The following is a 13982-nucleotide window of genomic DNA, read 5'->3' on the forward strand; positions in this document are numbered from 1 at the left end:
ACCGATTGAAGCGAAATCGACCTACCGGCGGCGCCCGCCGCCGCCACCGCGATGCATGCCGCCTCCACCGCCGACGCGGCCACGGGCAGCAACCGCACGGCTGGCATGTCCGCGCTCCGCGAAGCGTTTCACATCCTGGCCGCGCTTGACGTCGAAGGCGCCCGGCGGGGGTTTGCGCGCCCGCGCCCGGTCCAGGTCGCGGTTCACGTTTCCACTGCCAGCCTTGCCGACCTTCTTGTCGCGCGTTCCGGCGCGATCGCCAGCGCGATCCTTGACCGTGTCACCCGCCTTACTGCCGGCCTTGCCGTCCGCCTTGTCGCGGATCTTCTCTCCAGCCTTGTCACTGATCTTCGCGTGATCCGTCTCCTTGAGACGCTGCTCGATCTTGGCACGGTCGAGATCACCTGCGTCGCGGCCGCGGAATTCCTTGCTGGCCTCACGCGCACGCGTTTCCTTTCCGAACTTTTCACGCACCTCCTTGTTGCGGTAGGGAACCGCTCCGCGATGATCGGGCCTGTGCTCCCACTTGTCCGACGTGATGCGCGCCCTGTTGACGTTGATTTTGTTCCACTTGTCGACGTCGATATCGATGTCGTGGCGGCGCCAGTCGAAGTGGTTCCAATCCCAGATCCCGGCCGCGATGGCGATGCCGGCCGCCCAGTAGACTCCATTCACGAAGGAGGCGCCTGGATATCCCCAGTAGTACGGCGGGTAATCCGGATACCACCAATCGCCATACACCACCTCAGGCTGGTAAACCGGGACGTACACGGTCTCCGGCGTCGCAGGCTCGATGATGTACACCGGCGCGCCGCCCGACCCGCTCTCCTTCACCACCTTCTGCTGCTTGTTGCTCTTGAGATTGCCCGCCTCGTCCGCCTTGGACCGCAGGAACTGGATCTGGTCCATCACCTCGCTTTGTTGGGCGAGGAATGCGTCACCCAGCTTCTGCGTCCATTCGAGCTTGTCGCTCATCTGCTTCAACACGTCCGGGAACTGGACGAGCGCTTTTATGCTCGGGTCCCATTCCTTTGCTTCCAGCGCCTTCACGAGGGCATCGCCTTTGAGCTTCGCGTTGGCTGGCTCGCTCCGCCATCTGGCGGCTTGAACGACATCGAGCGGATAGGTCGAGGCAATGAGCACATTCGTCAGCAGTTCATCGGGGTAGAGCGCGACGGGGGCAAGGAGCTGGTCCAGCTCTTCCTTTTTGAGCTTGTCGTCATCGGCCAGCGCACCGCTCACGGCTGTGGCCCATGCCAAGAGGATGGCGATGGCCCATAGCGATATTCGTTTCAGCATCGCGTCCCTCCCTTTTTTCAGAACGGGTTCACGTAGTTCAGGATGGCTGTCATGCGCAGCATGACGCGGCGAATGACGTGGCTCGGCTTGACGTGATCGGTGAAGATCGCGACCTGGCCTGTGCTTCCGGCGGGTAGGCGCTTTTCGAGATCGGCGTCATCGAGCTTGATGCGGACGACGAAGGGCGCGGACTGCACGACCTTGGGCGTGACGGCGAAGCCCGACGGCTGTATCTGCCCGGTGGCAATCGCCTGCAGGATGCTCTCGACGCGGGCCTTGTATATTTGTCCGGGCAGGAACTTGAATGTTATCTCCGCCTTCTGTCCCGGCTCGATGTAGCGCGCGTTTATCTGCGCGATCTCGGCGGCAAGAATGACTTCGGACGTATCTATGAACGCCATCACGGGCGCCAGCGGGAGAGAGGCCACGCGCGCGCCCTTCCGCAAGGCGAGGTTAGTGACGTAGCCCTCGGCAGGGGCCCGCACCACGGTCTTGTCGAGGTTCCATTTCGCCGCCTCCAACTGCGCCTTGAGCTGTTTGACCTCGGCTTCGCGCTGTTGAACATCGAACAGGCGGCCAGCGTCGCGACTCTGCAATTGCCCCATCTGCTCGTAGCGCAACTCGGCGAACTTGAGCTGCGCGTCGAGCGCGTCCACCTGAGCCTGATAGGTTGTCGGGTCTATGCGGAAGAGGACGTCGTTCGCCTTGAGAGGAGTGTTAGCGGCGACCGGAACCTCGAGCACCTCGCCGGCCACATCGGGGACGATCTGCACAGAATGACGGCCGACGACGACCGGCCCAGACGGCGCGCCCCACCCCATGGGGATGAAGAGGCCGATGTTCAAAAGCAGGAAAACGAGGATCGGCGACAGCTTCCAGAACAGATTGAGCGAGACGATCTTAAAGCGGACGAGAAGATAGAGGATCAGCAGATAGACATTGAACAGGAAGACGATCATTTGCCGCTCTCCCTCTTCGGCGCATCGACGAAGGCCCATACGAGCGAAAGCGGCCAAAAGACAAACCCGCAGATCAACGTCACCCAGCCTGCCACCTCAACGGCGGCAGGCCAGGGATGATTTCGCTGCTTCGCGATATATCCCGGTGCCATGCCCATGGCGACGAACACCGCCACTGCCGTGACAATCAGAACGATCAGGATAAAGATCGCGAAGTAGTCGATGAAGGACATATTTCATTCCTTACCTTCACCGCTGCTCACGCCCTCCGCAGCCGACACTGCGCGCCGTACCGGAGGCGGCGCCCATTGTCCGGTGGCCACCTCGGGCCGGGGTGCATAGAGACGCATTGTCACGCCAAGCGCGCCGCTCGCGGGGCTCGGCAGCCAGTTACTCTCCTTATCCGGGCCGGGGTTCTGGTTCTGAATGTAGATGTCGAGCGAGCCGTCGTTGTTGAACTTGAGCGCGTCACGATCTCCGATCGCAAAGCGGTTGATCGGGTTCGACACCTGGAATCCGTCCGCGTCGTACATCGTGATCGACCAGAACGAGTCGACGGGCGGTAGCTCATCCTTCGCGAAGTGGATGATGTACTTGTGCTCGCCCGTCAGCGCTTCGCCGGTCGAGTCCGCCACGACGAGCGGATAGATCGCGTCTTCGGGCTGGTTAGCACCGAGGCCCACCATCGCGACGATCGCCCGCTTCAGATAGTAGTTGCCGTAGACCCCCATGGTGTCGCTGTTGATCTGCCAGCCGTTCGCCACGCGCGCTATGGTGGGCACCTTCTCGCGCATGAGGATCAGCCCGTCCTCGGCTCCTTTCTTCAGGGCGGCCTGTATCTCCTCATCGAGCGTGCTCGGATCGAAGCTCTTTCCCGGGACAATGCCGATGCGGCCCAATCGCGACACGACGGACCAATCGGTTACGTGGGGCGGGTGCGTCTTCATCAGCTCCGCGCCCAAGGCGAAGAACTTGAGAGGCGGCATCTTGTTGACCTGCTCCAGCGTTGGCGTCTTCATGTCAACGCTCGGATCCGGGGCGGCGGCTGCAGGCGTTTTCGGCTCCTTCCCCCAATCTTCGAGAGGCGTGATCGTATAACCCGCCTGGATGGCGTGAACGGCGTCATAGTCCGCGGGGCCGTTGGTCTGGGTGCGCCCGATGATCCAAACGCTCGGAGTCGGTGCATCGATACGTGCGACGCCGTCCGGCAAGGCTCCGCTCCAGCCTTGCGGCACCACCGCGAAGTGAGCTGCCTCCGTTCCGCTCGTGCGCTTTCCGGGAACGGCGAACACGTCCGTCCACATGTCGATCATGGGCAGCAGGTAGTAACGGCCGTGCGTATTCGGCGCCGACACGATGACCGGGCCATTGGAAAGATCGAGCCATGCCGACGAATAGAGCGTGTCGAAATTCGGCCGGACCACAGCCTTGAAATTAGCATCCGGAAACGCTTTGAAGTGCCAAAACGCGTTGGGCGGCCCGAAGCCGGCCATCGTGCCGGGCTCGACGTTGGTTGCCTGGCGCCGGGTGATATCCATTGTCACCAGCGGATAGAGGAAGATGTAGGCTTCCTCCGCAATGGTCCGCGCCTCGGCGGGCGAAATCGTCTCGGCACGCGCCTGGCCGCCAGCGATCCCGAACGCTGCCATCGCGATCGCCACCGATGTCAGAAATTTGCGTGTGCGCTGCTCTCTATTGCGGCTGCGGCCGTCTCCGTCGAGATCTGCCTCTGCTTCGTGCTTGTGCATTATCATTTCTACGCCTCCTCCACTCCGACCCTTCGTTCTCCGAATTCTTTCCGTTCTCACTTTTGAACCTGACCATCTCTTCCACGCCGCCTTCAGGTCGCGGGCAGCGGGACAATGCGCTCTCGCGACGGCACGCAATCCGCGCCGCCTTTTGACGTCACACGAGAAGCGTCTGCGCGGGCTTTGGGCGCCATGCCCCAAATTCCCGCGCAGACGAATGCCACGAGCACGCCGATCAACGACGCTGTCCAGTGCGACCGCTCGTGGCCCGTTGGCATGGCGACCTCTGGAACCTAGATCTTGACCTCGGCATGACGACGCAGACGCATGGCGAACGCGACGAGAAGGATGCCGTAGACAATGGCGAAGGAGCCGATCACCAGGATCAGCGCCAAAGCTCCGGCGCCGGGCCAGAGCACCAGGAGACATCCGAACGCCACGGAGAGAATGCCGCTCGCGATGAGAAGCCATTCGTCGTCGATCTCCTTGCGGAGCTTGATCGCGCCGACGATCTCCATGATGCCGGTGGCGATGGCCCAGGCCGCGATGAAGAACAGGAGAACCAGGGCGGTGATCTGCGGCCACATGACCGTCAGCACACCCGCGGCAATGCCGAATATGCCGACGAGCGCCAGCCACCACCTGGGCGCGGGGGCGCCGCCGCGGATAGCGGCCACGACCGAAAGAATTCCGTCGACGAATGCGAACGCGCCGTACATCAGAACCAATGTCAGCAGCGTTACGCCCGGCCAGATGAAGGTGAGCACGCCGAATATGATGGCGAAAATGCCCTTGAGAAGGATGATCCCCCAGTTTCTGGCAAGCGCATCCAGCATCGGGCGCATGGTAATCGTGCCTGGAGGATAGGTTGCCGGCGAGCTTTGCATGTCTAGTCTCCCATCATTGTTGCGGGACGCCCCGCATTTGAAACTTCGTTGCGATTGGCAGCCTCGCGTTGGCGCTCCCTCACGTCGGCGATGTCACGCTCCAGGAAATAGTTGAGAAACGTGCGCACGACAGCGATGGCAGCCAGCCGGGCCACCTGATCCCACTCGGTGGTGATCGCGGTCTCGATGATGTCGGCGGCGAGCTGAAACGTCAGACCCGCGACCAGCCAGCGCCCATAGCGGAGCCAGATGTCGCGTCGTTCGGCTGCGTCCGGCACCGAGACGAGCAGCGTCTTGAGGACCGCGACGAAGGCCTCCACGCTGCCGAAGACGATGACCAGGAATGCCATCGCGTCGATAGCGACAATCGCGCTGCGGGTCAGGAGGGCAAACGTTTCCTCCATGGCGTCCTCCTCAGGCGCTCGCCCGGTCTTGACGATTGGCATCTATGAAGACCGATCGCCAATCTCTCTTCACGCTGACCAGGATGAGACCGTACGCTTCGGCGCCGTCGAGCGCATCCGCGAGCGGGCTCAGCTTGAAATCCCGGTCGTAAGACGCCTCGCGCACCTCGTCGTCGTGATGGAGCAGAAGCGCCAGCCGCGCGCCCGTCCCGGATCGGACATAGCGCAGCATGGCCAAGTCTCCATCGGAGTTCCCGAACGCGAGAATGGGGCGGCGGCCGATATGCAGGCCGATGTTCTGCACCTTGGCTTCCCGATCGTCGAAGCAGTTGAGATCGGCGAGCTTCATGATGTCGACATGCGCGCCCTCGACCTCCATGCGGGTCTTGACGCTCGATCCGATGACCTGCTCGGGCGGAATACCATAGGCGGTCTCCGCGAAGGCCCGGATCAGATCGATGCCCCCTCCCGACACGATGAACGTCTTGAACCCGTTTGAGCGCAGGAACTCGAGCAGTTCGACCTGCGGCTGGAAGGTGCAGTGCGGGAACAGTCGGCCGAACTTGGGGTGGCGCGCGGTTGCTAGCCAGGCGCGTGTGGTGCGCTCAAAGTCCTCCTCGCTCATGCCTGCGTGGGTGGCGAAGAAGATCTCCATGATCCCCTTCTTTCCAAGCGCGTGGATCGCCTTCATGTCGCGCCCCAGGAACGCCTTGAACACGGCGACATCCCTCAGAGTGGGATCACGCTCGACCAATTCCTTGATGCGATCGAACAGAAAGAAGACCTGCACCTGCATCGGGTACTCGCACCACAGCGTTCCATCGTTGTCGAACGTGGCGATACGCTCGGAGGGCGGCACGTAGTCTCTCCCTCCTTCCTTCGTCACCCGCGCGACGAAATCGAGAATGGCCGATTTGGCCGCACCGTCGCTCCAGCTCGCAAGCTCCCTCATGACGGAATCCGCCTTGCTGGCGCATGCGACCGCAGTGCCGAAACAAATCGCGCGCAGCGGCCAATGAGGGAGAGGATCACATGACGCGAGAGAGGAACGGTTACAGGACCGATGTGCGCGTGGCGCTCGTCGAAGCGGATCTGCATGGCGTGCTCCTTTCGCTCGGCGAAACTTGAGCAGTCTGGCGGCGGACGAGCCCGCCGCCCCATCAAACTTCGTTCAGGTCAGTGGTGGGCACCGCTCGCGGCCTCGCTCATCTTCCTCATCGCATCATCGATGGTGAACGTGTTCGGCGGCTGAATGGCCGGGAAATCCTTAAAAGTCGACGCGAACTTGGCCGCTGCGGCCTGCGCCACATAGATGAAATACGCGTTGTGAAGGAACCAGTCGTAGTACGTGTTCGAGGTGATATCTCCGAACTCGTAGGGGTCCGTGCGCAGGTTAAAGATCTTCGGCAGGCGCAGGCGCACGAATGGTTCCGACCAGACCTGCATCGTGCCGCGCACACGCTGCTCCATGAACACGATCTTCCAGTTGTCGAAGCGCATGGCCAGCACGTCGCCGTCGTCGCTGAAATAGAAGTAGAAGTTGCGGGGGCTCTCCTTCACCTCGCCGGTGAGATAGGGCAGCAGATTGAATCCGTCGATGTGGTTCCTATAGGTCCGGCCGATCGCCTCGTAGCCCTTCTTGCACTTCTCGACGATGTCCGGCTCTCCGGCCATGGCAAGGAACGTGGGCAACCAATCGTGATGCTGCACGATGCCGTTGCAAACCGAGCCTGCCTTGATCTTGTGAGGCCAGCGAACCAGAAGCGGAACGCGGAACGCGCCTTCCCAGTTCGTGTTCTTCTCGGACCGGAACGGCGTCATCCCGCCGTCCGGCCAAGAGTTGCGGTGTGGACCGTTGTCGGTCGAATACTGAACGAAGGTCTTGTCGGCGATTCCGAGTTCGTCGAGCGCATCGAGCACCTGCCCGACGTTCTTGTCGTGATCGATCATGGTGTCATGATAGGGTGACTGCCAGCGCCCTGCCTGACCGCGGCTTTCCTTTTTCGTATGCGTGAAGAGATGCATGTGGGTCGTATTGAGCCACACGAACCAGGGCTTGCCCGCCTTTTCCTGGCGTTTGATGAAGTCGATGGCGTGCGCGACGAAATCATCGTCGCAGGTTTCCATGCGCTTTTTGTTGAGGGGGCCCGTATCCTCGATCTTCTGCTTTCCGACCTTGCCCCACCTTGGCATTTCCGTCGGGTCGTCCTTGTCGCTCGCAAAGGAATGGATGACACCGCGAGGCCCGAAGGTATCGCGGAATTTCGGATCCTTCGGGTAGTCGTCCATCTCGGGCTCTTCCTCGGCATTGAGATGGTAGAGATTGCCGTAGAACTCGTCGAAGCCGTGATTGGTCGGCAGCATGTGATTGAGATCGCCGAGATGATTCTTGCCGAATTGGCCGGTTGCGTAGCCTTGGTTCTTGAGCGCGGCCGCAATGGTGATGATCTTATCGTTCATGCCAATGGGCGCGGCGGGAATGCCGACTTTCGACAAGCCGGTGCGATAGACACTTTGGCCTGTTATGAACGCGGATCGGCCGGCCGTGCAACTCTGCTCGCCGTAGCTGTCGGTGAAGAGCATGCCTTCCTTGGCGAGGCGATCGATGTTGGGCGTGTGATAACCCATCAGCCCGTGCGTGTAGCAACTGAGATTGGACTGCCCGATGTCGTCGCCCCAAATGACGAGAATGTTGGGCTTCCCGGATTTTCCGTTCTTTCCGTTACCGTTCTTCGCTGCCTTGGCCATACGCGTTACTCCTTAGGCGTGCGCATTCTCACCATCTCCATTGCGATCCCCGTTACGCGTGCCGTTTTCGTCTCATGAAATGGGCTCGGCACGCCCGCGGATATCCGACCAGAAGCGCTGGCTCGCCTCCGACGACCAGCCGTACCAGTAGCCGCTAAGCGTGAAGAGACCGACCGCCAGCACAATGACGCGCCATGTCACGGTTCGTTGCGCATCGGTTGGCCGGTCTTCCGTCATGGATGCGGCTCCTTGCGAAAGACGCAGCGGAAGCCGACGTGGCTTGTGGAGGTATCGATCGGCTCAGGGTGGCGCGCGGCCGGGCGGTAGCGGCGGCAATAGTTGGGCGCACAGAGATGCGATCCTCCTTTGAGGACCTTCCGGGGGATGCGGATCTCGGGCTGGCAGGGATCGTAGCTCGCGTCTTCGCGCGGCCCGCGCGGGTTCTCGGGTATGCAGCACGCCTTCGGCGCATCGGCCGGGTGTCTCGGCGCATACCAATCGGTCGTCCATTCCCAGACGTTGCCGATCATGTCGTAAACGCCGTATCCGTTCGGCGGAAAGGTTTTCACGGGCGAGGTGCGCTCGAAGCCATCGAGCTTCAGGTTCTCCTGCGGGAAGCTCCCCTGCCAGGTGTTCGCCATATGGCGGCCCTCCGGGTTGAGCTCATCGCCCCAGGCAAACTCCGCGCCTTCCAATCCGCCACGCGCGGCAAACTCCCATTCCGCCTCGGTGGGCAGCTGCTTGCCGGCCCACCTGGCATAGGCTTCGGCGTCCCGGTAGGCGATGTGCACCGCCGGATGATCGTCGAGCCCCTTGATCCAGCTTCCGCGGCCGTGGGGATGGCGCCAGCTCGCCCCGAAGCGGAACTCCCACCACCGGGCCCATTCGCGCAGATCCACCGCTCCAGGCGGTGGCCGGAAGACGAGAGAGCCAGCTCGGAGCATATGAGGAAGTGCGCCAGGATAGTCCTCCGCCTTAGGGGCGATCTCGGCGAACGTGATGTAGCCCGTCTCTTCGACGAACCGGCGGAACTGGGCGTTTGTGACCGGAGTGGCGTCGATCCAGAACTCGCCGACGCTCACGCGATGGACCGGGGCTTCCTCGGGATAGTGCTTGTCCGATCCCATCAGGAAGGTGCCCCCCGGGATCAGCACCATGCTGCTCAGCGCATCGGCTTCCGGAGCACGCACTCTTTCGATGGGCTGTAGCTTGGCCATAGGAATCAACCCCGGTCGAATGCACCGAAACGCAAATTCCCCGCTCAAGCGCTGCCACTGACATGGCAGATCGTGACGATCCTCAGTACACCAAAACGTATACGTCCCAAATGGAACGTTATGCCTGTATTAAAATAGTATTTATGCTCATTTCCGCTTCTTCACCTCGCACGTAGCGAGATCTCCTCAGGAGAAACGGACCAGAAAATTCACTCCCACGGCGGCAACAAAAAACACCAGGGCGCAAACGAATGAAACGGCAAACGACTTAGACAGCATCACACACACCTCCGCTTCCACTGCGGACAACTCCGCGGCGGCGACATTGGGAAGGCTCATGACTTCCGCGCTCGATCCGTCGCTAAGGGGGAGCCGGCAAAAGCTCCGCGATGCGGCACACCGACAGGTGAGAGGCCGGATAAAAGGAAATTGCTCGTTGAAGCGCACCCGGCCGTGTTCGCGAGATGCGAAAACGCGGACCTAAACCGGTCCCCGGGCAAACGCCGTTCGAAAAGTTATTAACAGCGCACATGTCCAGCCTCGAGCTGGTTATGTAGCTGCGACCCCATCAAACCGTATGAAAGTTTGCCCGCAAACAATAGCGAGTCAACATTTTTTCTTCATTGCAGTGCGATATTCGCCTGCCACCAAAATAAAGCGCATTTAGTAAACGACGGCGGATTGAGTTTGGCTTGTTGCCCTCCCGCAACCGAAACACGGCGAAAATCGCATATGGATATTGTTTGAATTCGTTTCCCCATTGGCTCATTCGAACCCGACCGCGTTTCCGTCTCAAGCACGCAGATCCGATTTTCAGTTGAAACCGCGAATTCTCTGTACAGCGTTTTCCATCGAGGCGACGGCACCGTCTTACGGTGTCTAACAAGCCGGCATTCTGGAGCACGCCAATGACCCTTCGAACGAAGCTCCTCGCGCTCACGGCTATTGCGGCCGCCGCCATGCAGACCGGCGGGGAAGCGCGCTCGGCTGAAAATGCCACTGGCTTCTATCTCCTCGGCAGCAAAACGGCGATGGGGGGCTATGTGCCGCCACCTGGCACCTACCTTACGGACATCAACTACTACTATTCCGGCGAAGCGGGCGGTGCGGCCGCAGTCGGCATCGCGTTACGGCAGACCGGTGCGCTTCTCAATATTGAAGCCAACGTGCACATCGACGCCGACGCCTATATCAACGCGCCTTTCGCGCTTTGGATCGCGCCCGAGAAAGTTGCCGGAGGAAACGTCGGCTTCGGCGTCATGGTCCCGGTGGGGCGGAAGGCGGTGGATGTCGGCATCGACACCCTGTTGCAGGTCACGCTTCCCAGCGGGCGCGTGCTGGATGCGGACCGCCACTTCGATCTCGACGACGCTTCGACGAAATTCGGCGACCCTGTCCTCAATGCGCTGATCGGCTGGCATCAGGGCAACTGGCATTGGACAGTCGGCGCCTTGCTCAACGTGCCGATCGGACCGTGGGAATCCGACAGCATCAGCAATCTGTCCTTCAATCGCTGGGCGCTCGATACGACGGCGGCGATCACTTGGCTCGATCCGGGAAAGGGAACCGAAATCTCCGTCGCAGCCGGTTTCACGTTCAACGGCGAAAACCCCGACACCGACTACAAGACCGGCACGGAATTCCACGTCGAATGGGCGCTGATGCAGCACCTTTCGAAAACATCCTCGATCGGCATCGGCGGCTATCACTATCAGCAGGTGACGGGAGACAGCGGCTCGGGCGCGCGGCTCGGCGATTTCGAAGGGCGCGTGACAGCGATTGGTCCCGTTCTCAACCACACCTTCACGTGCGGGAAGATCCCCATTTCAACCCAGCTCGAATGGATGCACGAGTTCGATGCCGAGAACCGGGCTGAAGGGGACAGCGCGTTCCTCAACGTCACAATACCGCTTTCAGTTGCGGGACCATGACGAGCGCATCTGCCTTGCGCCGCGATCAGAGCCGGCCCATCGCGGGCGGGCGGGAGTTTTCCAGGCGACGCTAGTCCGAAAGCCGCGAACAAGCTTCCTTGCATTCTGCCATTGCCTTAGGTCATCTTTCCTGTAACGGAACGACAGGATCCAGAGGCACCGGTATACCCGTGTTGCAGCCCATGAGCCGCCATTCGCTGGTGCTGTTCGGCGAGGATTTGCCCGCCCTCCCACTCGCTCGACTGGAAGCGAGCGGCGCCGCGGCCGCGTTGCTGGTCGATGTCGGGGCGGGGCGCATCGTGGCGTCCAACACAAAGGGCGCGGCAATGCTCGGGCTGGCAGAAGGCGCCGCGTCCGCGTCGTGGCTCGATGCGTCGATGCCCGCGCTCATCCGGCTGCGCCGTCTCGCCGCGAGATCCGCATCGACACGCACGGCGGCCATCGCCGAAGTCCTTTCTTTCTGGACCTCACGGGGCACGGTCAGCGTGACTTGCCACGTAGAGATCTCGCACAGCGGCGGCCAAACGCTGGCGACACTTATCGCGCAGCCGGACAGCGGCGCGCACGCTTACGCCTCCATGGCAGAGCCTCCCTCGCTCTTCGCTGAGGACGATGCGGCCAAACTCAAGGAGATCGCGCGGCGCATTCGGGAGGGACAAGCGCAAGGCCCCGCCAGACGCAAGCCTCGGCCGGATCCTGCTTCCGCCTCGGACGGCCCCACCTCTTCCGAGATGCGTGAGCTCGCCCCAACGCTGCGTGCCAACCTCGCCCACGAGCTCAAGACGCCGCTCAGCGCCATTGCTGCCGCAGCAGAGATCATGAAGGACCAGCGCTTCGGCCCGCTCGGGGCGGATCGTTACGTCGGCTACGCCAGCGACATCTACGGCAGCGCGCAGCACGTGCTGGGGGTGATCGAACGGATGCTCGCGGAGGGACGCGGCGCGGATCCGCTCGTGCTGACAAGGGATCTCGATTTCGCTGAGATCGATGCCGGTGCTTTGCTCGAAGCCTCGGTGTCGCAAATGGCGCCCCTCGCCGCGCAAGCCGAGATCACGCTGACGCTCGATCTCGCGCCCCGGCTGCCGCACGTGGTCGCCGATGCGACGAGCCTGCGCCAGATCATCTTCAACCTGCTGACCAACGCCCTCAAGTTCACCGGCCGCGGTGGACGGGTCACGGCTGGCGCGCACTACGACATCGACGGACCGCTGACGCTGGTCATTAAGGACACCGGTCCCGGCATGAGCCGGCCCGAGATCGATCGCGTCCTGAGGCCGGCTGCAGGCGGGCCCGCAGTGAAGCCCGAGGCTCCCCTCCTTTCCTCGCGGACGGGGCTGGGGCTCGGCCTTCCGATCGTTCAGGCGCTCGCCGAGGCGAATGGGGCGGAGTTGCGGATCGAGAGCACGCCTGGAAGCGGCACTTCGGCCTCGATCGTCTTCCGGAAGGAACGCATCGTACCGGTCTGATCAGGGGCTCGCTCGTCGAGGACCCTGCGTTGATCTCCCTCGGGCAGCCGGTGGCCGCGCTCCGCCAACCTTAGACATGTTCTAACTTGTTTCCATCGTCGCACATTTGTTGACTTTCTTGACGCACTTCTCGGTCACTGCTCTATGGACGGCTCGGCTTCGAGGCCCATCGCGAAGCGAGCCATCGCCTCCTGATGGGAAGCCGATAGCGGGACCTTGACCCCGATTATTGGAGAGTTAACTGATGTTTCTCTTGCGACCCCGTCTTCGCGCGGCTTGCCGTGCGCTTTCGTTCCCGATCCTCGCGCTTGCAGCGCTCACCACGGCCGGCGCCGGCGCCCGTGCCGAGGAGGTCGTGAACGTCTACTCCTACCGCGAGCCCGGACTGATCGATCCGATCCTGAAGGCGTTCACCGAAAAGACCGGCATCAAAGTCAATGTCGTCTTCTCGCGCGATGGTCTCATCGAGCGCGTAACGGCAGAGGGCAAGAACAGCCCGGCCGACGTCATCCTCGTCAACGAGTCCGGCCTGCTGTTCAAGGCCAAGGATGCCGGCGTCACGCAGCCGTTCCAGTCGAAGGTGATCGACGAAGCCCTCGAGCCCAAGTTCCGCGACCCGGAGCATCATTGGTTCGCCATCACGCAACGCGCGCGCGTCGTCTACGCGTCCAAGGACCGCGTGAAGCAGGACAGCATCACGTACGAGGAGCTCGCGGACCCGAAGTGGAAGGGCAAGATCTGCATCCGCTCGGGCCAGCACACCTACAACATCGCACTGATCGCCTCCATCATCGCGCACGACGGTGAGGAGAAGGCGGAAGCCTGGCTTACTGGACTTCGCGACAACCTCGCACGCAAGCCCGCGGGCGGCGATCGCGAAGGCGTGCGCGACGTGCAGGCAGGCCTTTGCGATCTCGCAGTCGGCAACACCTACTACATGGCTGCGATGCTGAAGAACCCCGAGCAGAAGGCATGGGCGGATGCCGTCAAGATACTGTTCCCGAACGCGGCGGACCGTGGAACGCACGTGAACGTCTCGGGCGCTGCGCTCGCAGCCCACGCGCCCAACAAGGACAACGCAATCAAGCTGTTCGAGTTCTTCCTGTCGCAGCAGGCCCAGGAGATCTACGCTGAGAACAGCGGCGAGTATCCGGTGATCGCGGGCGCCAGCGCCTCGGCTCTCGTCAAGAGCTGGGGTGACCTCAAGGCGGATCAGCTTTCGACGGCCGACCTCGCGAAGCTGCGCAAGAAGGCCTCGGAGCTGGTCGACAAGGTGCGCTTCGACGCCGGCCCCAACTCCTGATCGACGCCTGCCTTGGCACC

At 61.9% G+C, this 13982-nt stretch carries 14 protein-coding genes; 3 read left to right on the forward strand and 11 right to left on the reverse strand.

Annotation, left to right across the window (positions count from 1 at the left end; translation table 11 throughout):
- Positions 1-21: 21 nt before the first annotated feature.
- The 11 genes from F812_RS0109025 to F812_RS26480 all read right to left on the reverse strand — a co-directional run bounded on the left by F812_RS0109025 (position 22) and on the right by F812_RS26480 (position 9601).
- Positions 22-1299 (reverse strand): DUF3300 domain-containing protein, encoded by a 1278-nt coding sequence (locus F812_RS0109025; RefSeq protein WP_020085647.1) that lies wholly within the window; start codon positions 1297-1299, stop codon positions 22-24.
- 17 nt (positions 1300-1316) lie between these two features.
- Complete coding sequence (locus F812_RS0109030; protein WP_020085648.1) at positions 1317-2258, reverse strand: HlyD family secretion protein; 942 nt, start codon at positions 2256-2258, stop codon at positions 1317-1319.
- Positions 2255-2491, reverse strand: coding sequence for a DUF3302 domain-containing protein (locus tag F812_RS0109035; protein ID WP_020085649.1), 237 nt, complete (start codon positions 2489-2491; stop codon positions 2255-2257). The genes F812_RS0109030 and F812_RS0109035 overlap by 4 nt, the downstream gene beginning before the upstream one ends.
- Before the next feature lie 3 nt (positions 2492-2494).
- Positions 2495-4006, reverse strand: coding sequence for a DUF1254 domain-containing protein (locus F812_RS0109040; RefSeq protein ID WP_020085650.1), 1512 nt, complete (start codon positions 4004-4006; stop codon positions 2495-2497).
- A gap of 293 nt (positions 4007-4299) precedes the next feature.
- Positions 4300-4893, reverse strand: a complete 594-nt coding sequence (locus F812_RS0109050) for an HdeD family acid-resistance protein (protein WP_020085652.1) — start codon at positions 4891-4893, stop codon at positions 4300-4302.
- Positions 4894-4895: 2 nt separating this feature from the next.
- Positions 4896-5297 (reverse strand): DUF1622 domain-containing protein, encoded by a 402-nt coding sequence (locus F812_RS23285; RefSeq protein ID WP_020085653.1) that lies wholly within the window; start codon positions 5295-5297, stop codon positions 4896-4898.
- Between the two features lie 10 nt (positions 5298-5307).
- Positions 5308-6249 carry an HAD family hydrolase gene (locus tag F812_RS0109060; protein ID WP_020085654.1) on the reverse strand — a complete coding sequence of 314 codons (942 nt, stop codon included), beginning with the start codon at positions 6247-6249 and terminating at the stop codon, positions 5308-5310.
- Positions 6250-6473: 224 nt separating this feature from the next.
- A complete protein-coding gene (locus F812_RS0109070; protein WP_020085656.1) occupies positions 6474-8045 on the reverse strand; it encodes an arylsulfatase in 1572 nt (523 codons plus the stop codon).
- 72 nt (positions 8046-8117) lie between these two features.
- Positions 8118-8282 (reverse strand): hypothetical protein, encoded by a 165-nt coding sequence (locus tag F812_RS26475; RefSeq protein WP_020085657.1) that lies wholly within the window; start codon positions 8280-8282, stop codon positions 8118-8120.
- Positions 8279-9262 carry a formylglycine-generating enzyme family protein gene (locus F812_RS0109080; RefSeq protein WP_040498096.1) on the reverse strand — a complete coding sequence of 328 codons (984 nt, stop codon included), beginning with the start codon at positions 9260-9262 and terminating at the stop codon, positions 8279-8281. The genes F812_RS26475 and F812_RS0109080 overlap by 4 nt, the downstream gene beginning before the upstream one ends.
- A 186-nt stretch (positions 9263-9448) precedes the next feature.
- A complete protein-coding gene (locus tag F812_RS26480) occupies positions 9449-9601 on the reverse strand; it encodes a hypothetical protein (RefSeq protein WP_020085659.1) in 153 nt (50 codons plus the stop codon).
- A gap of 569 nt (positions 9602-10170) precedes the next feature.
- On the opposite strand from F812_RS26480, the gene F812_RS0109090 reads away from it, so the two are divergent.
- From F812_RS0109090 to F812_RS0109105, 3 genes are all read left to right on the forward strand, one after another.
- Complete coding sequence (locus tag F812_RS0109090; RefSeq protein WP_020085660.1) at positions 10171-11193, forward strand: SphA family protein; 1023 nt, start codon at positions 10171-10173, stop codon at positions 11191-11193.
- A 182-nt stretch (positions 11194-11375) separates the two neighbouring features.
- Positions 11376-12659, forward strand: a complete 1284-nt coding sequence (locus F812_RS23290) for a sensor histidine kinase (protein WP_020085661.1) — start codon at positions 11376-11378, stop codon at positions 12657-12659.
- A gap of 244 nt (positions 12660-12903) precedes the next feature.
- Positions 12904-13962, forward strand: coding sequence for a Fe(3+) ABC transporter substrate-binding protein (locus tag F812_RS0109105; RefSeq protein ID WP_020085662.1), 1059 nt, complete (start codon positions 12904-12906; stop codon positions 13960-13962).
- The last annotated feature ends 20 nt before the right edge of the window (positions 13963-13982 follow it).

Source organism: Hyphomicrobium zavarzinii ATCC 27496, from assembly GCF_000383415.1.
GTDB lineage: Bacteria > Pseudomonadota > Alphaproteobacteria > Rhizobiales > Hyphomicrobiaceae > Hyphomicrobium_C > Hyphomicrobium_C zavarzinii.